The organism is Microcystis sp. M53602_WE12, assembly GCF_030065455.1.
Lineage (GTDB): Bacteria > Cyanobacteriota > Cyanobacteriia > Cyanobacteriales > Microcystaceae > Microcystis > Microcystis aeruginosa.
This window is the reverse complement of the sequence record NZ_JASJFB010000172.1, coordinates 1-21,896: the sequence shown is the minus strand read 5'-3', so window position 1 is coordinate 21,896 and position 21,896 is coordinate 1. Positions and strand designations below refer to the sequence as shown.

21 protein-coding genes and 2 pseudogenes are annotated in these 21,896 nt (G+C 42.9%); 12 read left to right on the top strand and 11 right to left on the bottom strand.

The window, feature by feature from the left end; translation table 11 throughout:
• The 5 genes from PX482_RS06735 to PX482_RS06715 all read left to right on the top strand — a co-directional run.
• Positions 1–580 (top strand): tetratricopeptide repeat protein (locus PX482_RS06735; RefSeq protein WP_288122229.1); only part of this gene is annotated, 580 nt, incomplete at its 5' end.
• A gap of 302 nt (positions 581–882) precedes the next feature.
• Positions 883–1,122: a hypothetical protein gene (locus PX482_RS06730; RefSeq protein WP_002735146.1), complete on the top strand. Its 240-nt coding sequence runs from the start codon at positions 883–885 to the stop codon at positions 1,120–1,122.
• A gap of 35 nt (positions 1,123–1,157) precedes the next feature.
• Positions 1,158–1,583: a type II toxin-antitoxin system VapC family toxin gene (locus tag PX482_RS06725; RefSeq protein WP_002756072.1), complete on the top strand. Its 426-nt coding sequence runs from the start codon at positions 1,158–1,160 to the stop codon at positions 1,581–1,583.
• Positions 1,584–1,585: 2 nt separating this feature from the next.
• On the top strand, positions 1,586–1,801 hold the full coding sequence (locus PX482_RS06720) for a tetratricopeptide repeat protein (protein WP_002762165.1): 216 nt from the start codon (positions 1,586–1,588) through the stop codon (positions 1,799–1,801).
• Between the two features lie 332 nt (positions 1,802–2,133).
• Positions 2,134–2,397: a type II toxin-antitoxin system Phd/YefM family antitoxin gene (locus PX482_RS06715; protein ID WP_002762167.1), complete on the top strand. Its 264-nt coding sequence runs from the start codon at positions 2,134–2,136 to the stop codon at positions 2,395–2,397.
• Between the two features lie 274 nt (positions 2,398–2,671).
• Here the strand turns inward: PX482_RS06715 and PX482_RS06710 are convergent, their stop codons facing one another.
• The 4 genes from PX482_RS06710 to PX482_RS06695 all read right to left on the bottom strand — a co-directional run bounded on the left by PX482_RS06710 (position 2,672) and on the right by PX482_RS06695 (position 5,694).
• On the bottom strand, positions 2,672–2,896 hold the full coding sequence (locus PX482_RS06710; RefSeq protein WP_002739026.1) for a type II toxin-antitoxin system HicA family toxin: 225 nt from the start codon (positions 2,894–2,896) through the stop codon (positions 2,672–2,674).
• The gene (locus tag PX482_RS06705) at positions 2,896–3,108 is read right to left on the bottom strand and encodes a type II toxin-antitoxin system HicB family antitoxin (protein WP_271954314.1); all 213 of its coding nucleotides are present in this window, start codon (positions 3,106–3,108) and stop codon (positions 2,896–2,898) included. The genes PX482_RS06710 and PX482_RS06705 overlap by 1 nt, the downstream gene beginning before the upstream one ends.
• 359 nt (positions 3,109–3,467) lie before the next feature.
• On the bottom strand, positions 3,468–4,661 hold the full coding sequence (locus PX482_RS06700; protein ID WP_002762169.1) for a Coenzyme F420 hydrogenase/dehydrogenase, beta subunit C-terminal domain: 1,194 nt from the start codon (positions 4,659–4,661) through the stop codon (positions 3,468–3,470).
• A gap of 115 nt (positions 4,662–4,776) precedes the next feature.
• Positions 4,777–5,694 carry a histone deacetylase family protein gene (locus PX482_RS06695; RefSeq protein WP_002762171.1) on the bottom strand — a complete coding sequence of 306 codons (918 nt, stop codon included), beginning with the start codon at positions 5,692–5,694 and terminating at the stop codon, positions 4,777–4,779.
• Between the two features lie 160 nt (positions 5,695–5,854).
• On the opposite strand from PX482_RS06695, the gene PX482_RS06690 reads away from it, so the two are divergent.
• The 3 genes and pseudogenes from PX482_RS06690 to PX482_RS06680 all read left to right on the top strand — a co-directional run.
• Entirely contained in the window at positions 5,855–6,724 is an 870-nt protein-coding gene (locus PX482_RS06690) for an alpha/beta fold hydrolase (RefSeq protein ID WP_002762172.1), read from the top strand.
• Positions 6,725–6,919: 195 nt separating this feature from the next.
• Positions 6,920–7,231 (top strand): annotated as a pseudogene (locus tag PX482_RS06685) (glycosyltransferase); the annotation flags it as partial.
• Positions 7,232–7,441: 210 nt separating this feature from the next.
• A pseudogene (locus PX482_RS06680) lies at positions 7,442–8,095 on the top strand (glycosyltransferase); the annotation flags it as partial.
• A gap of 274 nt (positions 8,096–8,369) precedes the next feature.
• On the opposite strand, the gene PX482_RS06675 reads toward PX482_RS06680, so the two are convergent.
• Together PX482_RS06675 and PX482_RS06670 are read right to left on the bottom strand one after the other, a co-directional pair.
• Positions 8,370–9,794 (bottom strand): ammonium transporter, encoded by a 1,425-nt coding sequence (locus PX482_RS06675; protein WP_288023856.1) that lies wholly within the window; start codon positions 9,792–9,794, stop codon positions 8,370–8,372.
• 176 nt (positions 9,795–9,970) lie between these two features.
• Positions 9,971–11,407 carry an ammonium transporter gene (locus PX482_RS06670; protein ID WP_288023853.1) on the bottom strand — a complete coding sequence of 479 codons (1,437 nt, stop codon included), beginning with the start codon at positions 11,405–11,407 and terminating at the stop codon, positions 9,971–9,973.
• A gap of 407 nt (positions 11,408–11,814) precedes the next feature.
• Between PX482_RS06670 and ribD the strand changes: the two genes are divergently transcribed.
• The 4 genes from ribD (at position 11,815) to PX482_RS06650 (ending at position 17,567) form a co-directional block, all read left to right on the top strand.
• The gene (gene ribD / locus PX482_RS06665) at positions 11,815–12,912 is read left to right on the top strand and encodes a bifunctional diaminohydroxyphosphoribosylaminopyrimidine deaminase/5-amino-6-(5-phosphoribosylamino)uracil reductase RibD (protein ID WP_288122228.1); all 1,098 of its coding nucleotides are present in this window, start codon (positions 11,815–11,817) and stop codon (positions 12,910–12,912) included.
• A gap of 259 nt (positions 12,913–13,171) precedes the next feature.
• Complete coding sequence (gene htpG, locus PX482_RS06660; protein ID WP_043999364.1) at positions 13,172–15,145, top strand: molecular chaperone HtpG; 1,974 nt, start codon at positions 13,172–13,174, stop codon at positions 15,143–15,145.
• 338 nt (positions 15,146–15,483) lie between these two features.
• Positions 15,484–16,986: a DEAD/DEAH box helicase gene (locus tag PX482_RS06655; RefSeq protein WP_106908979.1), complete on the top strand. Its 1,503-nt coding sequence runs from the start codon at positions 15,484–15,486 to the stop codon at positions 16,984–16,986.
• A 230-nt stretch (positions 16,987–17,216) separates the two neighbouring features.
• A complete protein-coding gene (locus PX482_RS06650; RefSeq protein WP_002762185.1) occupies positions 17,217–17,567 on the top strand; it encodes a 4a-hydroxytetrahydrobiopterin dehydratase in 351 nt (116 codons plus the stop codon).
• On the opposite strand, the gene PX482_RS06645 is transcribed toward PX482_RS06650, so the two are convergent.
• The 5 genes from PX482_RS06645 to PX482_RS06625 form a co-directional block, all read right to left on the bottom strand.
• Positions 17,564–18,442 carry an NAD(P)-dependent oxidoreductase gene (locus tag PX482_RS06645; RefSeq protein WP_288122227.1) on the bottom strand — a complete coding sequence of 293 codons (879 nt, stop codon included), beginning with the start codon at positions 18,440–18,442 and terminating at the stop codon, positions 17,564–17,566. The two genes, PX482_RS06650 and PX482_RS06645, sit on opposite strands and share 4 nt — an antisense overlap.
• On the bottom strand, positions 18,384–18,533 hold the full coding sequence (locus tag PX482_RS06640; protein ID WP_288122226.1) for a hypothetical protein: 150 nt from the start codon (positions 18,531–18,533) through the stop codon (positions 18,384–18,386). Before PX482_RS06640 ends, PX482_RS06645 begins: the two co-directional genes overlap by 59 nt.
• A gap of 68 nt (positions 18,534–18,601) precedes the next feature.
• The gene (locus PX482_RS06635) at positions 18,602–20,521 is read right to left on the bottom strand and encodes a BRCT domain-containing protein (protein ID WP_288097295.1); all 1,920 of its coding nucleotides are present in this window, start codon (positions 20,519–20,521) and stop codon (positions 18,602–18,604) included.
• A 331-nt stretch (positions 20,522–20,852) separates the two neighbouring features.
• The gene (locus tag PX482_RS06630; RefSeq protein WP_002759745.1) at positions 20,853–21,437 is read right to left on the bottom strand and encodes an IS630 family transposase; all 585 of its coding nucleotides are present in this window, start codon (positions 21,435–21,437) and stop codon (positions 20,853–20,855) included.
• Between the two features lie 19 nt (positions 21,438–21,456).
• The gene (locus PX482_RS06625) at positions 21,457–21,819 is read right to left on the bottom strand and encodes a helix-turn-helix domain-containing protein (RefSeq protein ID WP_002759746.1); all 363 of its coding nucleotides are present in this window, start codon (positions 21,817–21,819) and stop codon (positions 21,457–21,459) included.
• Between the last annotated feature and the right edge of the window lie 77 nt (positions 21,820–21,896).

Below are 21,896 nucleotides of genomic sequence, written 5' to 3'. Positions count from 1 at the left end.
GGCACTTTCCCTCAACAATTTAGCAGCATTGTACAAATCCCAAGGCAGGTACACAGAAGCAGAACCTCTCTATCTAGAAGCTTTAGATTTGTGTAAACGACTCTTAGGAGACAATCATCCCGATGTGGCAACTTCCCTCAACAATTTAGCAGCATTGTACCATTTCCAAGGCAGGTACAAAGAAGCGGAACCTCTCCTTCTAGAAGCTTTAGATTTGTATAAACGACTCTTAGGAGACAATCATCCCGATGTGGCAACTTCCCTCAACAATTTAGCAGGATTGTACGATTCCCAAGGCAGGTACACAGAAGCGGAACCTCTCTTTCTAGAAGCTTTAGATTTGTTAAAACGACTCTTAGGAGACAATCATCCTAATACAAAAACCTGTCGTAATAATTTACAAAGGCTGCGACAACAGCAAAAACCTACTTCTTTAACTTGGTGGCAGTGGATTATCGTTACTCCTATAGTTATTCTATGGATGCAGTGGATTATCGTTACTCCTATAGTTATTCTATGGATGCCGTTTTATTTGCTATGGATGCTCACTCGGTGGCTAGTGCGTCGCTTTATTAGGTAAAGAGTCTAAACTATGATTGATGCGATTATGGGATAGACTATAATTGATCATTGATAAAGACTTGCCAAATACAACACAATCATAGTATTCACTCAATCATTCAAATCACAGCTTAGACTTATTATAGGAATCTTCCAGACTCTGTGCGATAAGCTTAACCTACAACATAATCGATCTTTGTGTCCTTTGTGCCTTTGTGGTTCCTTCCATTCCCTCGCCAGTAGGACTGTATCTTAGAATACATTTTACCCACCAAATCCAAGAGAGCCATAACTGATAACTGATTAGCAAGGAATAAAACCATGAACACTAAAGAGAGACTATTGCAAGAGATTGAACAAGCACCGGATTCTTTAATAGAAGAAACTTTGAACTTCCTCCTTTCAGCACAAGCTAGTTATGCTAAATCTGAAAGTAATGTAGGGGAGGCAATATTAAAGCTTCTGGAAGAGATGCCATTAGACAATGACGACTTAGAAAAGTTGCCTATAGATCTTGCTAATCAACATGATCATTATCTTTATGGAGTTCCCAAATCCTAAGCAAAGCCGAAACTAAAGTTTATAGTATCATAGCAATGAAAACCATCTTTGCAGACACATTTTATTGGGTTGCTCTCATTAACAATCGTGATGATTGGCATGAGAAAGCTATAGAAATGACAAGGAAACTCCAGCAGGTAACAATAGTGACAACCGATGAAGTCTTTATTGAAGTTTTCAACAATCTATCTGCTTATGGAATGTCAGTTAGACGAAAAACCTTACAAGTTATTAGAGGCTTACAAAATAATCCCCAAATCTTAGTTATACCTCAAACTCATCAGACGTTCCAATCAGGATTAGATTTATATCAAAATCGTCCAGATAAAGATTACAGCTTAACAGATTGTATATCCATGCAAACAATGCGCCAAATGAATATAAATGAAATTCTTACCCACGATAAGCATTTTACGCAAGAAGGATTTTTCATTTTATTTCAAAATATAGAGTTACATTAGAATTGAGACAACAACTACTAGGAGACAATCATCCCCATGTGGCAACTTCCCTCAACAATTTAGCACACTTGTACTACTCCCAAGTTAGGTACACAGAAGCGGAACCTCTCTATCTAGAAACGATTAATATTTTCAGGGAAAGATTAGGGGAAAATCATCCCCATACTCAAACGATTATGGAGAATATAAAACTATGTTGTCCCAACTCTGGCAAGTAGAATTAAGATAGAGTTTGAATGCTTTGGAAAAGAGGGTCTGTAGGCGCACAGATTTTCCATTATGAATATAGTATCATGTCAAGTCGCCTTTGTCAAGAGAAAATTTAACAACATCCAGAAAAACGTTATTGTAAGGGTAATTCATGAATTACCCCTACACCTATTACCTAGTCCAGTAACGCACCACCTAATCATCGACTATGATTGAATTAATCACTGATGACTACAATGATGGATAATTATAGGAGGATGCTGTCTGGACTGTGATTAGGTGAGATTGTTAAATCCCTACAATAATTTTTATTATTTCATCATCAAAAAAAGGATTAATTATGATCAAAAAAATTAAAATCGCCGATGCTCAAACCGATTTACCAAGTCTCGTTAAATCGGTTACGGAAGATAACAAAATTTATGCCATTGAGAATCAGGAGGACTCTGTAATTTTGATTTCCCAAAAAAACTATGAAAGTTTACAAGAAACTATCGAATTACTCTCTATTCCCGATTTAAGAGAAAGCTTACAACTATCTCTACAGCAAATTAATGAAAATGAAACCTATTCTTTCGAGGAAGTCTTGGGAGACATTGATTAATGGTTTATGAAGTCAGCATACAACACAATCATAGTATTCATTCAATCATTCCAATCAAAGTTTAGACTGATGATGAACAGAAGTTAATCTATATTCATCGTGCTAAAACTCATTATGGCGAATAAACTAGACCTTGAAAATTCTTGAAAACTAGGGTTTGCAAGCGCACGGATTTTCCATTATATATATAGCATCATGTCAAGTCGCCTTTGTCAAGAGAAAATTTGACAACATCCAGAAAAACGGGGACATGAAGCTTAAATCAAGATGGGAATTACAGCAGACGAATAAATTCTTCTTGTGTCAGTTCAGCATCGCGTAAAATTTTTAGGAGTAATCCTTTCCCGACAGTTTTCCCCCGATGAACCGGTACGGTGACAACTCTTCCATCTTCATGTTTTAAGCGCAGATGACTTCCTTTTTGTCGGATAGATTGAAACCCTATTCTCGTTAAAGCTTTGATAACTTCATCACCGGTTAATATCGGTAATTTTGGCATCAGATAGACACCTTTTCAATTCCAACAAACTTCGACACATCTTCAGGATTGTCATCTTCCAAGCAAAGTTCAATCACTTCCCTGATATTCTTCATCAATTCATCAATCGTTTCCCCTTGACTGTAACAACCCCGAAGTTGAGGAACTTCCCCAACATAATATCCATCCTCATCTCGTTCAATGACAACATAAAACTCTCTTTGATGGTTCATGGTTCTCAATCCTTAAAAAAATTATCGCTATCTAAGCTTTTATTGGCGATTATTGAGACTTGAAAATAGGGTCTGTAGGCGCAAGGATTTTCCATTATGAATATAGTATCATGTCAAGTCGCCTTTGTCAAGAGAAAATTTGACAACATCCAGATTTAGTCGTAACGCATCACCTATCATCGACTATGATTGAATTAATCACTGATAACTGATAGCTGATAACTGATAACTGATAACTGATAACTGATAACTGATAAGAGATTGTCGAAGAAGGGGTGAACATTCGGGGGATAACCTATGGCTGAAACCGTAGATTTCCTATCCGAATGTTGCGCCCCTACTTTTTCAGCATACCCTAATTAATCGGGCAATTTATACTGTTCCACAATCTTTTTAGCATATTCAGGAACATGAGCCGCTAATTTTTCAGGATAATTACGTTTAACATAAAGGTAATTACGGGTAAAGTGAGAATCGATAGAAAAGCGAGCATATTCTAACCCTTTAGGCCCGATTTTTTCAATTACTACTCCCATCATTTTTGCCGCCCACATCGGCAAGGTTACACCTTTATCATAGGCAGGAATGCTATTTTGTACCGCCTGTTTTCTATCACCACTAGACATAACATCTTGGGTGTCTAATTGATCTTTAACTAACTCTAACATTTCCTTGCCCGTATCATTACGAACCATAATCCATTGCCAGCCAAAAGGTGCGCCCATATAGCCCACAACTAAATCAGCAAGGGAGTTAACATAATCAAAACAAGTCATACAGGAAGGGGCAAAAACATCCTTTAATTTATTAGTTTTTAAGCCAAAAAAAGGAACCATTTCCATCGAGCCATCTTCGTGTTTAAAGTGTACCCTAAAATCCTGCATAAATTCGTAGTGAACCACAGTTTCTGGGGAACGACTGGTAGTTTCTAGAAACTTTTGCAGTCCTGAGCGGGTGACATTATCGACGCAGGGAGTTCCTAAGACATATAACTTTTCCAAGCCTAATTTTTTTTCTACTGCTCTTAGGGCTTGAATTTGACAACCAACTCCGATAACTAATAACCGTTTCATGCCCGATTTTTCAATTTCTTCTAGGACTGATAAATTGGGAGAAAGAGTCGGTTTATTGACTTTAGCGGCGAGAATTTCTTCCGTGGTACGAGCGAGAATCGGCTGCGGTTGAAAGCGATCCTCGGCGGTATTCTGCACACAAACCACCCCTTCTACTAAACCACGATTGAGCATTTCACAGGCAATTGTGCTGACGATTCCTGTCCATTGCGCCCCAGGGATAGCTTGTTTTTTCTTGGCAGCCATCATCTCTTGATGAACACCAAAATAGAGATCATTTTCCTGATTTAAGTCGCGACTTTTGCCGTGTGCTGCTGCTTCTAAATCAGCGATTTGTTGATTGAGAAAAGCACAAGCTTCTTTAACATAGTGAATATAATAAGTGTCACAAAGTCCGCACTCGCTACACAATTCTTTGGCAGGACGACGACTATTGGGCTTGAGGGCTTTGGCTTTTAGGTGTGGCGCAAGGGAGTTCATAATCTTAAAAGGCAACTAGGTCAAGGGTTTTTTTCTATCGATCGTTTACCTTACCGCATTAGATCGCTTTGTTACCAATCTTTTTAAAGAAATGTAACGATTACCCGGAATAGGATCAGAGCAAAGCTTCTAAGGTGGCGACGACGGAAGCCGCTAAAGTTTCTAAATCATAACCACCTTCTAAGCCGAAAAGCAGCGGTTTATTGAGAGTTAAGAGGTATTTGGTTAAAATTCCATAATCTTGTGGGTGTAAACAAATTCCCGCCAGAGGATCCGCTTGATTGGCATCATATCCAGCACTAACAATCACTAAATCCGGTTGAAAATTTTTCAGAAAAGGTATGACTTGCCCCTCAAAATGTTCTTGATAATCTTTAATCGTACTTCCCGCCGATAAGGGAATATTTAAAACATTATTAAACTCCCCTTTTTCTCTCGCTTCTCCCGTGCCGGGATAAAAGGGGAATTGATGAAGGGAACAATAGGCAATCTGGGGATGATTTTCGACTATATCCTGGGTGCCATTGCCGTGATGTACGTCCCAATCGAGAATCGCTACTTTTTGCACTCTTTTGTTTTCCAAAGCATAATAAGCGGCAATAGCAGCATTAGAAAACAGACAGAAACCCATGCCATAATTAGAAGTGGCATGATGTCCGGGGGGACGGGCTAAAATAAAGGCAGGATCGCCAGTAGATAAGACTCGATCAACTCCATCTAACCAGCCACTAACCGCTAGTAACGCCACATCGTAACTACGCGCAGAAACGGGAGTATCAGCATCCAATCTTCCTCCGCCCTGTTGACAAATTCGCCGCAATCTATCAACATAATCTTGATTATGAACTTGTTTAATCAAAGGGATTACTTCGTCACGAATTTCGATCGGTGTCGGTAAATGCCATGTTAATTTTGACTGCCATTCTGTTTGTTTTAAAGCCTCGACAATTGCCGTTAAACGCGCCGCTTGTTCGGGATGGTAAATACCTGTATCGTGATCGAGAAATTCATCGGAATAGATAATCGAGATCATAATCAAATTACTGCTTAACTCGTTGATTTTTGAGCAACCCAATGGTTTTAATCTACCAGAAAAGCAGCGGCTTGAGCGGCTATAGTGAAAAAACTTTACTGATTGGGTCACTTTTGCCAGATGATGCAATTATCTTTCCCCAAAGTGACAGGAGGCAAAAATGCTGACAAATTTTCGGAAATTTCAGCTAGAAGTTAATGGCATTACTATCAATGGTGTCAAAGGTGGGCGCGGTTTTCCGCTGCTTTTGCTCCATGGTTATCCCCAAACCCATCAAATGTGGCATAAAATCGCCCCCCGATTAGCGGCTAATTTTACGGTGATCGCCACGGATCTGCGCGGCTACGGGGATAGCGATAAACCCTTACCCCTAGAGGATTCTAGCAATTACTGCAAGCGAGTCATGGCCCTCGATCAGGTATTGCTGATGGAAAAATTGGGTTATCAGGAGTTTTATCTAATCGGCCACGATCGAGGGGCGCGAGTTTCCCACCGTCTCGCCCTTGATTTTCCCGAAAAGGTAAAAAAACTCGTTTTACTCGATATAGCCCCAACGCTGGCGATGTATGAGGCGACTGAGCAAACTTTTGCCACTGCCTACTATCATTGGTTTTTCTTGATTCAGCCTTCCCCTTTTCCCGAAACCCTGATCGCCGCTAATCCCGATTATTATCTGCAACATTGCTTGCAAAGTTGGGGTCGAGATTTTAGCGCTTTTACAGAGGAAGCTTTGGGGGAATATCGGCGTTGTTTTCGAGATTTAAGCACGATAACCGCCACTTGTGCCGATTATCGGGCTGCCGCTACCATCGATTTAGAGCATGATCGTCAGGATTTAGACCGGAAAATTTCCTCTCCCCTCTTGGTTCTTTGGGGAGAAAAAGGTTTCATTGCACGTCAATACGATGTGATCGCTCTTTGGCAGCAGCTAGCTAATCAAGTCACGGGACAGGCGATCGCCAGCGGTCATTTTTTACCAGAAGAAGCACCAAAAGAGACGGGACAGGCGATCGAGGAGTTCCTTGGCTAAGTAAAGAGATTGACGGCAGAATTCTCTGAGTTAGGAGCCGGAAGAAAGGAGGTAAATCGTTGGCTAATCGGGTTTTCACTTTGACAAAATTATACTCCTGTCAGAATCTTGAACCTAAGATAATTATTAAACACAGGAGGAAAAAACTGGGATTAAATCGATTTTTTTTCAATCAATTACTGGTCAAATATTATTATGCAAATGCTAAAATATTCCCTGATTGTCCCCATCTATAACGAGGAAGAAACTATTGCCGAACTGTATCGCCGGGTGAGTGCCATCATGAATAATTTAGATGGGGCGGTAGAATTAATTCTAGTAAATGATGGTAGTAAAGATAGTTCCTTAAAACTGCTGCGAGAACTGCACAAAGCTGATTCACGAGTATGTTATATCAGTTTCGCCCGCAATTTTGGTCATCAAGCGGCGGTAACTGCTGGACTTAATTTTTGCCGAGGACAAGTAATTATTGTTTTGGATGCTGACCTGCAAGATCCGCCCGAATTAGGGTCTGCTGAAAAAGTTTTTCCTGGGGGTAGGAGTCAGTAGCCGGTCGTCAGGAGTCGGTCGTTTTAGGCTTTGTTGCCCTTGTTTTTTGTACCAAGAGATGTACTACAAGAAGGATAATGCAAGGTTTTTGAACGTCCCAATCCTATTTTCTTGCACTAACATCGGACTTTAACAGGTCAAAAGCTTTATTTTAAAAGGGTTTTACCATTATTAAGCAAACCCGAATTAATTCCCCAAATGATTGAAAAATGGCAAGAGGGTTATCAAGTAGTTTATGCCCAAAGAACCAAAAGAAAACAAGAAAGTTGGTTTAAAAAACTGACGGCATATCTCTTTTATCGTTTGCTTAAAAGACTAGCTGATGTGGATATTCCCGCCGATACAGGAGACTTTTGTTTAATGGATCGTCAGGTGGTATATCTATTAAATTCTCTCCCGGAAAGAAATCGTTATATTCGTGGGTTGCGCGCTTGGATTGGCTTTCCACAAACTGCGGTTAAATTTGAGCGGGATGCGCGCTTTGCCGGGGAAGTAAAATATACCTTTAGCAAATCATTATCTTTAGCTATTAATAGCCTAGTATCTTTTTCCCGTGTCCCCTTACGTTTTGCCACCTATCTAGGATTATTTTCTGCCCTGATATCTTTGATTATGGCTCTGTTAGTATTATATTGGCGTTTACAGCAACCCGACTCACCGATCACGGGTTTTGCCACGATTATGATCGCTATATTTTTTCTGGGTTCTGTACAGCTAATTAGCATCGGAATACTAGGAGAATATATCGGCAGAATTTACGAGGAAGTTAAAGGCAGACCCACCTATACAATTGCTGAGTTAGCTGGCTTACAAATTTCTTGATTCTTGTCAGTAGGAATCGGTAATTTTTTGCTGTTTTGCCCATCTGGATCAAACTTGATCCGCCTTAGCGATCGCCAATTATTAAGCCTTGGCAGAGAGTTTCTCCGTCTCGGAGAATCTTCGCACAATAACGATCGAGCATTCTTTGCCAGCGACGGACAGGATCACAATCCCCGGTGACAGAGACAAGACGACCAAAAACGGAATTTTTTAGCCCAGTTTCACAGAGACGAAATTTCGCCTCTGTTGGCCGGACTGATAGCCGATTGAATCGCTAATAATTTTCTCGAGGATTTGTGCTAGGAGGATTTTCTTGGTAGGAAAAGCTGCTACCAAACTCGAATTCCTGTCCGTAGGCTTCCTCTCCGTGTTGAGGCACATCTAACCCTTCCGCTTCCGTATTCGGTTTAACCCGCAGCTCCATAAATAGACTGAGAACTTTCAGGATAACAAAAGTACCCACGGCAGCAAAGATATAAGTAGCGGCAACGCCAACAAATTGCGTCCAGACTAAGCCGGGGTTGCCAAATAGTAAACCGTCATTACCCAAGGAATTAACCGATTTAGTGGCAAAAACCCCCGTAAGCAGCGCCCCTATTGTCCCACCCACACCATGGACAGGATAGGTATCCAAAGAGTCATCAAAGCGCAATTTTGCCCGGAGACTAACCGCAAAAAAACAGGTAAGGGCAGTGATCGAACCAATCAGAATCGCACCGATGGGTAGAACAAAACCGGCAGCGGGAGTAATACCCACTAATCCCCCCAAAAATCCGCTAGCAATACCGATCGCTGTCGGTTTAGCCCGTAAAATCCATTCTATCAGCATCCATGTCAAACCACCAGCCGAAGCGGCGATCGTGGTATTAACAAAGGCTGTCGTAGCTAGGGAACTAGAGGAAAGCGCACTACCCCCATTAAAACCAAACCAACCAAACCAGAGTAAACCGATACCGAGGAGAACAAACGGCACATTATGGGGTGCATAGGTTTGAGTTCCAAAACTACGCCGCGGGCCAATTACCCAAGCGGCCACCAGTGCGGAAATCCCAGAACTAATGTGAACAACGGTTCCACCGGCGAAATCCAGCGCCCCAGTGGCTGCCAACCAACCCTTACCCCAAACCCAGTGAGCTAGGGGAGAATAGATAAAGGTGGACCAAAGCAGTAAAAACCAAAAATAGGCCTTAAAGTTGACCCGTTCCACGATCGCCCCTGAAATTAAAGCCGGGGTGATGATGGCGAACATCATCTGATAGACCATAAACACTTGATGGGGAACGGTGGGTGCATAACCGATATTGTCAGGTGCGGCGGCGGTGACTCCGTTGAGAAAAATCCAATCCAGACCACCGATAAAAGCTTCAATCCCTTCACCAAAACCACTTTTACCCGGGGTGACATCAAAAGCGAGACTATAACCCCAAAGCACCCAAGTTACACCAATTACGCCCATGGCTACCAAACTCATCATCATGGTGTTGAGGACGTTACGCGAACGTACTAAACCCCCATAAAAAAAAGCCAGTCCGGGGGTCATTAATAAAACTAAAGCTGAGGAGATCAGCATCCAAGCTGTATCTCCAGCACTAATCGGATTGGGGGGAGCGGCGGCGACGGTTTCCGCAAAAACCGGGGCAACTCCGAAATTGAATCCCAGTCCCAGCAAAAGCATGGTTATTCCTACGATCTTTTTCATTGACGGTTGGTGCCTAGTAGCAAGATTAATTTTTTCTGTCTGGAAAGAGACAAAAAACCGAAAGAGAAAAGGTTTAGAAGCTAATTATAGCCACCGATCGCATCGGGGCGAGGCCTTCTTCCTTTTCTCTTTAACTTTGTCGGGGATCTAATTAATCTATCTTTACAAGGTTCACCCTAACGACTGCTGGGCGTTTCCATGTCAACACTGGAAGCATAATAGCCACCAGTAACGATATCGGACTCCTTGACGAAACCGCTATAGGCTTCCATTCCGTGTTCACCCACATCCAAACCTTCCATTTCTTCTTCGGGAGTAACACGAATACCGAGGGTAGCCTTAAGGATTGTCCAAACAATACCACTAACAATCAGGGTAAATGCTCCCACTGCCACAATTCCGATAATTTGGTTAATAAACAGTTGGAATTGACCGGTGATTAAACCCGCATCTTTGTTGAAGATACCGACGGCTAAAGTTCCAAACACACCACAGACGAGGTGAACGGAAGTTGCACCCACCGGGTCATCAATTTTCAGGTTATCGAAGAAAGACACCGAGTAAACCACGACTACACCGGCAATTAAACCGATGATTGCCGCCGACCAATAGGATACACCATCACAACCGGCAGTAACGGCTACTAAACCGGCGAGAATACCGTTAATAATCATCGAAAGGTCGGGTTTACCATCTTTCGCCCAAGCGGTAAAGGTAGCGGCAATGCCACCTGCAGCCCCGGCGAGGTTAGTGGTGACAGCGATATAGGGTACAGTTTCATTAACTGCCAAAGTAGAGCCGGGGTTAAAACCGAACCAGCCAATCCAGAGAATTAAACAACCCAAGGTCGCGATACTCATGTTATGGCCGGGTAAGGCACTGGTGCGACCGTTGATGTATTTACCCATTCTCGGGCCGAGAATTGCCGCCCCGGTTAAAGCAGACCAACCACCCACCGAGTGGACCACCGTCGAACCAGCGAAGTCTTTAAAACCAAGGTCGGCTAACCAACCGCCACCCCAAACCCAGTGACCGGTGATCGGGTACATGATACCGACGATAATTAAGCTAAAAACGAGGAAATCGACGAATTTAATCCGTTCTGCCACCGCCCCAGATACAATGGTTGCCGCCGTTCCCGCGAAAGCGACTTGGAACAGGAAGAACACCGAGGTGGGCAAAGAGGCAGGCATGGCGTAGGTGGCAGGATCGCTACTGCTAAGGAACCAGCCTCCTGTACCGAAAAATTCGTTACTGACAGACCCGAACATCAGGGAGAAACCGATCGCCCAAAATGATATGGTGGAGAGGGCGAAAACGATCAGGTTTTTGGCGAGAACGTTAACGGCGTTTTTCTGGCGACAGAATCCCGTTTCTAGCATCGCAAAACCCGCGTTCATAAAGATCACGAGGATGGCGGCAATTAAAACCCAGATTGTATTGAGGGCGTTTTGGACATCTTCGGGGGTTAGGGGTTTCGCATCCTGGGCGTGTACGGCCGCGTTCCAAACCACAAAAATAATCGCGGACAAGGGAACACAGGCTAACCAGACAGGGTTAATTTTCGGTAACAAACCGACAAGTTCCCCAGATTTTCGAGCAATTCGTTTCATCGTTAATTCATTTACTTTTTTGAGTTAGTAGGTCGATTCATTACTGTTGAAAATAATTACCGAGCAATTATGTCCGTTCAACCGCTAAATCCTAGGAACAGAGGTCAATCATTTCAGAAGACCAAACAGCTAGGGATTTATCTTGAGGTGTGAGTAGTCAATGTTTTTTGATCTTTGTTTTTTTTTATTTGAGATTTCTGTATCCTCTGATACGTTTCACTTTTAAATAACAATAGTAGATAAGTTATCAGTTATCAGATGTGAGTTTTCAGTTCACTGATTACTGTTTACTGGACGGCTACGCCGTGCCTTTGGCAACACTGAAAAAAGCTTCCCACTGATCACTGATTACTGATTACTGATTACTGATCACTGATAAAGTCTCCCCTCCTTTGGAGAAATAAACCATGGCCCGAGCAACGGAATTCGATCGCACAATGATGCAAAGATGTCTAACCCTTGCTAGGCAAGCCTTGGGGCGGACTTCTCCTAATCCTTTGGTGGGTTCTGTGATCGTTCACGAGGGTATAATTATCGGCGAAGGTTTTCACCCGGGGGCCGGACAACCCCATGCAGAAGTTTTCGCCCTGAGACAGGCGGCAGAAAAAGCCCGTGGTGCCACTTTATACGTCAATCTCGAACCCTGTAACCACTATGGACGTACTCCACCCTGTAGCGAGGCAATTGTGCAAGCAGGCATTAAAAAAGTGGTGGTGGGGATGATCGATCCTAATCCCTTGGTGGCGGGGAAAGGCATTCAAAGATTAGAATCGGCAGGTATCGAGACGCTGGTGGGAGTGGAGGAGTCCGAATGTCGTCAACTCAATCAGGGTTTTATCCATCGCATCACCGCTAAAAAACCCTTCGGTATCCTCAAATATGCCATGACTCTCGATGGCAAAATTGCCGCCACTAGCGGTCATAGCACTTGGATTACTAGCCCCGCTTCTCGCCAAATAGTCCATCAACTGCGATCGGCCTGTGATGCGATTATCGTCGGCGGTAGCACTGTCCGTCAAGATAATCCCCACCTAACCACTCACGGCCTCTCCGATCATAATCCCCTGCGCGTGGTCATGACTCGATCGCTCGATTTACCCTCCTCCGCCCATCTTTGGGATACCAGTCAATTTCCCACGCTTGTTTATACACAAATTGATGCTAATGTCAAGCTTCAGCAACAATTATTAACAAAAGGCGTGGAAGTGATCGAACTAACCGAGGTGACACCCACTTTAGTGATGGAAAATCTTTATCAGAGGGGATTTTGTCAGGTTTTGTGGGAGTGCGGCGGCGGTTTAAGTGCAGCGGCGATCGCTGAGGGCATGGTACAAAAAATTATCGCTTTTATTGCGCCCAAAATCATCGGGGGAATCCAGGCACCCACTGCCGTGGGTGATTTAGGATTCCAGTTAATGAGTCAAGCTTTACAGCTAGAAAATGTCACGGTTAATTATCTCAATCCCGATATTTTGATCGAGGGATATCTGCAAAGTGAACAGTAGAGCTACTGCAATTCCCCCTCAATCAGCAAATCTCAACCAACCGCTTGCAAAAGTCACAAAGTCATCAATAACCCCGATAATCTGGCAATTAACCCCGATTTTTGCGAGCGAGTTCTAGAAATCGCCCCGCTGCCGTTAAATGCCTTTATCGGTACGGTTATCCCCCTAGAAGAAGTTGGGCAATCGCTCTGTGATCAATGGTGCCATTATCGAGCAAAATAAAAAAGTTAGAATAGTCAAACCCTTAGTGATTGAACGTATGACGGTACTCGAAAAAGGTAATATCACGATTCATACCGAGAATATCTTCCCTATTATCAAAAAATCTCTCTACACTGACCATGAAATTTTTCTGCGGGAATTGATATCTAATAGTGTTGATGCCATCTCGAAATTAAAAATGGCTTCCTTAGCAGGAGAAGCGAGAGGAGAAGTCCCCGAACCAGAAATTAATCTCGCCATCGATAAAGAAAATCGTACCCTATCAATTACCGATAACGGTATCGGGATGACGGCGGAAGAAATCAAGAAATATATTAACCAAGTTGCCTTTTCTAGTGCGGAAGAATTTATCAATAAATACCAAAAATCAGCCAACGATTTAATCGGTCATTTTGGCCTAGGTTTTTACTCGGCTTTTATGGTGGCTAAAAAGGTAGAAATTGATACTCTTTCCTATCAGGAAGGTGCTACCCCTGTCCATTGGTCTTGTGATGGTTCTCCAGAGTTTGAACTAACCGATTCTTCCCGCAGCCAAATCGGCACCACTATCACCCTAACTTTAATGGATGAGGAAGGGGAATATTTAGAACCTGCCCGCATTCGCCAGTTAGTCAAAACCTACTCGGATTTTATGCCTGTTCCCATTAAAATTGATGGGGAAGTGATTAATCAACAACGGGCTTTATGGAAAGAATCTCCTCAAAATCTGACTAAAGAAGACTACCTAGAATTTTATCGTTATCTCTATCCTTTCCAAGAAGAACCTTTACTCTGGGTACATCTGAATACCGATTATCCTTTCTTGCTCAATGGCATTCTCTACTTTCCCAAACTCAGACCGGATGTGGATGTCTCAAAAGGACAATTAAAGTTATTCTGTAATCAGGTTTTTGTCAGCGATCATTGCGAGGAAATTATTCCCGATTTCCTGATACCCTTGCGAGGAGTCATCGATAGTCCAGATATTCCTTTAAATGTGTCTCGAAGTGCTTTAACCAAAGATCGCACCGTTCGCCGTATTGCCGATTTTATTGCCAAAAAAATTGCTGATCGCCTCAAATCTCTCTACAATGAAGACGCAAAAGAATATATTCGTTGTTGGGGAGATGTGGGAACTTTTATTAAATTTGGTTCCTTGAAAGAGGATAAATTTAAACAGCAGGTAGAAGATATTTTAATCTATCGCACTACCTACAAACCCCCAGAAACCCCGGTACAAGTGGCAGTGCAAACCGCCGAAGGTGACGCATGGCAAGAAGCAACGGCGAAAACTCCCCTAGAAGCGATCGAACAGGAAGGTTATACTACTCTCAAAGCCTACCTAGAACGCCATAAAGAACGCCACGAAAATCGAGTTTTTTACTGTACCGATCCTCGTAGCCAATCCACCTACGTTGAACTCTACAAAAATCAAGGGTTAGAAATCCTCTTCTTTGATTCTTTCATCGATACTAATTACTTTATTCCTTTCCTAGAAAGAGAATATTCTGATGTGAAATTCACCCGGGTTGATTCTGAATTAGACTCGACGCTGCTCGAACAGGATCAAGCTAGTGAAATTATCGATCCCGGTAGTAATAAAACCCGGGCTGAATTAATCAAAGAAATCTTCGCCAAAGCCCTTGATAATTCCCGCATCAATATCAAAACTGAAGCCTTGAAATCCGATGATCCCCAAGGTACTCCCCCGGCAATTGTCTTACTTCCAGAAGCGATGCGACGCTTACAGGAAATGACGGCAATGATGCAGCAAAAAGCCATGGCTTTCCCCGAAGAACATATTCTGATGATTAATACTAATCATCCTCTAATTCAACAGATTATCCAGATTAGTCAGGGAAGTATTGTTACCGGTAGTGGCGAATCTCCATCGGCGCAATTAGCGAAAATGCTCTGTCAGCACGTTTATGATTTAGCTTTAATCGCTCAAAAAGGATTTGATGCCGAGGGAATGCAAGCTTTTGTGGAACGTTCCAATCGCGTTCTGACTAAGCTAACCGAAAAGATTTAATCTATTGCCAAACTTTGGCTGTTTCGATATGCTGAGAGTGTGTTAATTCACACTCTATTTTTTTAACCCGATCAATATAATCTAGCGATAAGCTATCTTGCCGCCGTCAGCCTTGAATCAGTTATCAGTTATCAGTTATCAGTTATCAGATGTAAGTTTTCAGTTCACTTATACTGTTTACTGTTTACTGTTTACTGTTTACTGATAAGTAGGGAGGCACAATTATTTGTAGGATGGGTTAGCGGTAGCGTAACATGAGCGGGCGTTGGGTTTCATGCTTCAATCCAACCTACGTTCTGTTTACTGATAACTGTTTACTGTTTACTGATAACTGAAAAATGCGCTTACCCACCCTCAAATATGAGCGAGGAACCTTAATTCTCCATCCACCACCAAAAGGGAAAAAATGGCTAGATTTTGCCACTTGGGATGATCGTATCGAAAGATTTCGCATTTTGGCCATTCATTATCGTCCTCTCGTGGAAACTCTACAGGAGGAGGGCATTAACTTCCAAGATGAAGCAAAAGCTTTCAACAATTTAGAATTAATTGCCAGTTTTGAACGGGAACCCTACCCCCACCAAACGGAAGCGTTAATCGCTTGGAAAAAATCCCAGAGAAGGGGTGTCATTGTCCTTCCCACCGCTGCCGGTAAAACCTATCTTGCCCAATTAGCTCTACAATCGACTCCCCGCAGTACCTTAATTATCGTGCCGACTATTGATTTAATGCACCAGTGGTATGCCCAGATGTTGGCGGCTTTTCCCGATGCCGAGGTGGGATTATTAGGGGGAGGTTCTAAGGATAATAGTGCTATTTTAATCGCCACCTATCAAAGTGCGGCAATTTATTCAGAAACTCTTGGCAATCGTTACGCTTTTTTGATTTTTGATGAATGTCATCATTTACCATCGGATTTCTTTCGGAAAATAGCGGAAGATTCGATCGCTCCCTATCGTTTAGGTTTAACAGCAACACCGGATCGCGGTGATGGTAGTCATCAAGATTTAGATTATCTTATTGGTGCAATTGTTTATCAAAAAAGTCCCCAAGACTTGTCAGGAAAAGCCCTAGCCGATCATGAAATAATTCAAATTAAAGTGAAACTATCTGCAAAAGAACAGGAAAAATATCAAGAAGCAATTAAAATTCGCAATGATTTTTTAAGAAGAAATAATCTCAGTTTGTCTGGTTTAGATGGTTGGCAAAATTTTGTCATGATTAGTGCCAGAAGTAGCGAAGGGCGCCGGGCGATGTTAGCGCACCGGGAGTCGAAGGAAATATCCTCTGGAACCCAGGGAAAATTGCGGGTTTTAGCCGAGTTAATCTGTGAACACTATCCAGAACCAATTTTAATTTTTACCAACGATAATGCCACAGTTTACCGCATTTCCGAGAGCTTTTTAATACCTGCCATAACCCATCAAACTCCCGTGAAAGAACGCCATGAAATCCTGACCCGTTTTCGTCAGGGAGAATACAAAATTCTGGTGACTTCCCATGTTCTCAATGAAGGGGTTGATGTGCCGGAAGCGCGCATCGCGATTATTTTATCGGGAACTGGTTCCACTAGGGAATATATTCAGCGTTTAGGACGGGTGTTAAGAAAAGGCCAACAAGAGGATAAACGGGCGATTTTGTATGAAGTGATAGCCGAAAATACCACGGAGGAAAAAACCTCCCAACGACGACGGGGAGAGCAGAAAAATAAAACTAGCTATAAAACCAGTAATCGACAATTGGAATTATTGCCTTCTCCTCCGAAAAAATCTTTTTCTTTCCCGAAAGCTGCCGAATCTTCTACCCCTTGGGTGAGTTCTCCAGAGTCAGAGGAAGAATAAAAAATTTCTCTGGGGGATTTTCCTCTATAATAAAGGTAAGTAGGTAGGTGTTAAAAGTTGTCAGATACCCCCCTTATCAAGGGGGGCAGGGGGGATCGGCACCCCCCTTATCAAGGGGGGCAGGGGGGATCGGCACCCCCCTTATCAAGGGGGGCAGGGGGGATCAGAGGCAAAATCTATCTTCAATTTAATTATAACTACTTACTTAAAAAATCTTAATTGATACCCCTATGACCGAACTTGCCCAACAAAAATGTCAACCTTATCAATCGGGTTCTTCTCCTATCACTGCCGAAGAAATTACCGCTTTACAGGCTAAAATTCCCGATTGGAATCTCTTAGAATACGAGGGTATTCCCCGTCTGCAAAAACTCTATAAATTTGCCAATTTTCAAGGGGCAATCGCCTTTACTAATGCCGTGGGAGAAGCAGCGGAAAAAGAAGGCCATCACCCCGCTTTATTGACAGAATGGGGTAAAGTTACCGTTTCTTGGTGGACCCATGACGTGGGCGGATTACATCAAAATGATTTCATCATGGCTGCCCGTACCGATGATATTTATCGCCAACAAAAGGCCTAATCGTAGGCGCGAATCATCGCTTGGGTTCCCTGTTTAATTCCCTTACCTTCGTCCAATTCCGCTACTACTTTAAATAGAGTTTCCGCTAAATCTGTCCCGGGCAGAATTTCCCCGGCTGTCTGGGCAGTTTCTTTGACTAATCGCAAATCTTTTAAAATATGTTCAATCATAAAAGCTGGCTGTAAATCTTGGGCGAGGATTTTTGGTCCCAAATTTTCCAACGCCCAAGAACCCGCCGCCCCCGTTTTACAGACTTCTATGACTAAATTGGGGTCTAATCCTTGAATTTTTGCCATTTTTAGAGCCTCACACAGCGCCACCATGTGAACCGCCCCCAAGACTTGATTACAGAGTTTTACTGCTTGTCCGTTGCCGATTTCGCCACACCAGCGAATAGTTTTGCCCATGGCTTGAAAACAGGGCAGACAAGTCTGAAAATCCGCTTCTTTCCCTCCCACCATAATAGTTAAAGTGCCGTTTTTCGCCCCAATATCGCCACCAGAGACGGGAGCATCGAGAAAACGGAGATTATTTTCCTCTAGCTTTTTACCAATCATCCTAGCGGCTTGAGAGCCAATGGTACTCATATCCACCACCAGAGTTCCCACCGCTGCCGATTCCATGACACCCCCCGGTCCTAAAATTACCGCTTCCACGTCAGGCACATCTCCGACGCAGGTAAAGACAATCTCGGCATCCCTGACGGCGGCGGCGATACTAGAACAAATGTTCGCACCAGCTGCCCCGGCAATGGTTATCCCCGGCGCCTCTGGGGTACGATTCCAAGCATTGACAGCAAAACCTTGACGGACAAGATTAGTCGTCATCGGCGCTCCCATCACTCCTAATCCTAAAAAGGCAATTTTTTGACTCATAATTTTGGTAATCAAGGGAACAGGGTGTGGGGTGTGGGGAAGTGGGGAAGTGGGGAAGTGGGGAAGTGGGGAAGTGGGGAAGCTGTTTCATCACCCTATCACCCCAAAACCCTCCGCAACGCGCACGCAGTGACCACCCTATCTCCTGACAACCGACGGCTAAACTAATTCTACCATTTGCAGAAATTGGGCTTCTGAAAGGGTTTTAATGCCTAATTTTTGAGCCTTTTTGAGTTTCTCACCGGGGGCTTTACCGAGGAGAATATAATCAGTGTTCGCACTGGGGGAACTGGTAACAGTACCACCGACATTAATAATCAATGATTTCGCTTTCTCGCGACTGATTTTGCTGAAGGTTCCTAGTATAACTACGCTTTTTCCCCTTAGGGTATTTTCGGCGGATTCTTGACTGGTTTGGACTATCTCCGCTGCGGGTTGCACTTCTAAACTTGTATCGGCAACCGGTATTTTTTCTGCTGCTACTACCGGAGTTTCCTCGGCAATCACCGGGGGAGTTTCCTCGGCAATCACCGAGGGGGTTTCCTGCTCTTCTACTACCGGAGTTTCACTAATAATTGCTGCTGGTTCATTAGTGGTAATAGGGGTAGTTTGTTTAGAGAAATCGTCTCTTTCTTGCTTTAGGTTTTGAATTTGAACCTCTAAAGCGGCGATTTCTGCTTGCTTAGTTGCTAACTCACCCTCAAACTTAATTTTTTCCTTTTCTAAAGCTTTAGCTGCTGTTTTTTGGGCTTCTAAATCTTGAGTTAGTTGGCGATTTTGTTGGCTTAATTCCTCGATATGACGGGAAGTTGTGGTTTCTAATTGGTCTTTTTCGGCACTTAACTGGTGTAGTTGAATCTCTAAATTAGAAATGTTTTCCCGATAGGTTTCTAGCTGTTGGGGTAACTGGGTTAATTCCTGTAATTGCCCTTCTAAATCAGCAATTTTTGCCTGAGAATCAGCCAATTGTTGGGGTAACTGGTTTAATCCCTGTAATTGCCCTTCTAAATCAGCAATTTTTGCCTGAGAATCAGCCAATTGTTGGGGTAACTGGGTTAATCCCTGTAATTGCCCTTCTAAATCAGCAATTTTTTCGGCAGCAGTGGTTAATTCTGCCGATAATTCCTCTTTCTGGACTTCTAAAGCTTGTAACTCCAGTTTAGCTGCTTCGAGACGAGCGCCGAGACTGTCCTTTTCGTCGGTTATAGCCGCCACTTGAGCGACGGTTTCTTGCAGTTTTATAGTTAAATTGTCGCATTCTTGCCCTAAAGAGAGCGATCGAGTTTGACTTACGGCTAAATCTTCGCTGAGAGACTTTTTTTGCTGCTCTAACCCAGTAATTTGACCCTGTAAGCTGGCTATTTCCTGCTGTCCTCGCTCATACTGTTCTGTTTGGTGAGCCAGATTCTGTTCTAAGGTTTGAATTTGACCTTGCAAGTTGGGAATTTGGGCGGCTAAATCGCTTAATTCTTGGTTTTTATGATCTAAATCGGCCACTTTCGCCCTTAATTCCTCTGCTTTTTCTATATCTTGCTGTAAGAGAGCTTTATCCTGTTCTAGGGTCTGAATTTGACTATAGAGAGAGGTGGTCTGTTTTTTGGTCAAATCAAATTGACGGTTAATTTCGCCTTTTTGCTGCTCTAAAGTTTGAATCTGTGCCTCTAGGCTAGTAATTTGGGCTTTTTCTGCCTCTAACTGCTCCATCAAACCCACTTTCTCCGCTTCTATTTCCTTAGCGGTGGTTTTCAGTTGTTCAATTTCACTCTCACCTATCTGGACAGCTTGCTGGAGGGACTGGAGAGAATTTTCTAAATCCGTAGCTTTGTGCTGTAATTGGGCGGAATGTTGTTCTATGTAAATTATTTTGGCGTGCAGCTGCTGATTTTCGTCTTTTAACTCTGATTGCGCCACGTCTAAACCCTTGACTTGAGCCAACAAATCTGCGTTACTTTGCTGTAATTGCGCTTGTGCGGCTAAAAGGGCGGTATTTTTGCTGACGAAACCAGAGCGCGACCAGAGGAATAGTCCTCCGAAAACAGCACTTAAACCTAATCCTTCATAAATTAATTCGTTGAGCATATCTACCCTCCTAGACAAGCGAAAAACAGTCACCTAACCGAACTGATGCGGCAATTTTGGTTATAGACCTACATCTCTACTTATATCAGTTACGGGGTGCATTCGGGGGAAGGGCGGGGAAAAAGTCACTTTTTTCATCCCGTTGTAAAAAGGTGATTTAGCTATTCGCGTTATGCTAATTTGTACCTGATCCCATTCTTGGGTGATTTCCAGGTTGATTTCTTCCTGATGGTCAAAATAGTAGCCTATTGCCGCAGGAACTTCGGCTGATAATTATCCATTGTCAATTGCCTATAGCGGGTTTCAGTTGAATGAGGTACAGCATGGATGACTAGGTAGGCTCTTTAAAAGGGGTATCGCAATAGCAACAATGGGTAAACCAGTGATGGATGTCTCGCAATGTAATCTGACTAAAGGCTTGAACGATCGCTTTTTCTAGATCAGCATAGGTACGAGGTGACATAGAACGAATCAGTATTTTCACTTTCGACCAACAGTTTTCAATGGGAGAAAAATCGGGAGAATAGGGAGGTAAAAACTCCAGTCTAGCACCGACTTCTTGAAGAATTGGTTCGAGGGTTTCTTTTTGATGAATCGAAGCATTATCCATTAATACACAAGCTCCTTTCCACAAGTTTGGAACTAATAATGTAGCAATAAATGCTTCAAATATTAAACCATTTGCGGCTCCAAATACATTGATAAAAGCCAGCAAGCCTTTGAGCGCTATCGCTCCAATTATCGTGACGTTTTTTCCTCGGTTTAACGGAACTGAATCATACACTCTCTGACCTTTTTCAGCCCTGCCATAAAGTCTTGTCATCCCTAGATTAGAGCCAGACTCGTCAACGAAAACCAAATCTTCCGCTCTAACATCTCGGATTTTCTCCCAATATTCTTCTCTTAATTTTTGCACTCTTTCCGTGTCTCTTTCCCTAGCGTGTAAGCTTTTTTTTTTGAGTTAAATTTAGCCGTTTTAAAATTCTACTGATTGTTGAGTTACTCACCACCGTCTGTGTTTTTTCCTCAATTTGTTTTCTTAACTCGTCTAAGGTGGCATCTTTCTTTTCTTGGACTAAATCGCCCAGCAAGATAATTTCGTCGCTCTTAAGCTTGAGTTTTTGTCCTCCACCATGCGGTCGGGGATTTAGATTTCCTGTTTCACGCCACTGCTTGATTAGTTTCTGGATAAAGCTTAAAGCTACTCTAAATCTTTTGGCTAACTCACGTTGTGAGAGGTTATTCTCCTCGTAGGTCTCGATGATCTTTTGTCGCAAGTCTAAAGAATAGGGCTTCATCGGGTCGTGGCTCCTGCCTAGGTCTATAATTTATTGTCCTCTTCTATTGTACCTCATGCAAGTGCATACCGCTATAT

Bases quoted from the DNA above. Each gene is read 5' to 3' on its own strand.
- PX482_RS06645 (WP_288122227.1), bottom strand. From the start codon at position 18,442: ATGAGTCAAAAAATTGCCTTTTTAGGATTAGGAGTGATGGGAGCGCCG.
- PX482_RS06705 (WP_271954314.1), bottom strand. From the start codon at position 3,108: ATGAACCATCAAAGAGAGTTTTATGTTGTCATTGAACGAGATGAGGAT.
- PX482_RS06700 (WP_002762169.1), bottom strand. From the start codon at position 4,661: ATGAACTCCCTTGCGCCACACCTAAAAGCCAAAGCCCTCAAGCCCAAT.
- PX482_RS06725 (WP_002756072.1), top strand. From the start codon at position 1,158: ATGAAAACCATCTTTGCAGACACATTTTATTGGGTTGCTCTCATTAAC.
- htpG (WP_043999364.1), top strand. From the start codon at position 13,172: ATGACGGTACTCGAAAAAGGTAATATCACGATTCATACCGAGAATATC.
- PX482_RS06670 (WP_288023853.1), bottom strand. From the start codon at position 11,407: ATGAAACGAATTGCTCGAAAATCTGGGGAACTTGTCGGTTTGTTACCG.
- ribD (WP_288122228.1), top strand. From the start codon at position 11,815: ATGGCCCGAGCAACGGAATTCGATCGCACAATGATGCAAAGATGTCTA.
- PX482_RS06675 (WP_288023856.1), bottom strand. From the start codon at position 9,794: ATGAAAAAGATCGTAGGAATAACCATGCTTTTGCTGGGACTGGGATTC.
- PX482_RS06655 (WP_106908979.1), top strand. From the start codon at position 15,484: ATGCGCTTACCCACCCTCAAATATGAGCGAGGAACCTTAATTCTCCAT.
- PX482_RS06695 (WP_002762171.1), bottom strand. From the start codon at position 5,694: ATGATCTCGATTATCTATTCCGATGAATTTCTCGATCACGATACAGGT.
- PX482_RS06625 (WP_002759746.1), bottom strand. From the start codon at position 21,819: ATGAAGCCCTATTCTTTAGACTTGCGACAAAAGATCATCGAGACCTAC.
- PX482_RS06650 (WP_002762185.1), top strand. From the start codon at position 17,217: ATGACCGAACTTGCCCAACAAAAATGTCAACCTTATCAATCGGGTTCT.
- PX482_RS06690 (WP_002762172.1), top strand. From the start codon at position 5,855: ATGCTGACAAATTTTCGGAAATTTCAGCTAGAAGTTAATGGCATTACT.
- PX482_RS06730 (WP_002735146.1), top strand. From the start codon at position 883: ATGAACACTAAAGAGAGACTATTGCAAGAGATTGAACAAGCACCGGAT.
- PX482_RS06640 (WP_288122226.1), bottom strand. From the start codon at position 18,533: ATGAAACAGCTTCCCCACTTCCCCACTTCCCCACTTCCCCACTTCCCC.
- PX482_RS06635 (WP_288097295.1), bottom strand. From the start codon at position 20,521: ATGCTCAACGAATTAATTTATGAAGGATTAGGTTTAAGTGCTGTTTTC.
- PX482_RS06715 (WP_002762167.1), top strand. From the start codon at position 2,134: ATGATCAAAAAAATTAAAATCGCCGATGCTCAAACCGATTTACCAAGT.
- PX482_RS06710 (WP_002739026.1), bottom strand. From the start codon at position 2,896: ATGCCAAAATTACCGATATTAACCGGTGATGAAGTTATCAAAGCTTTA.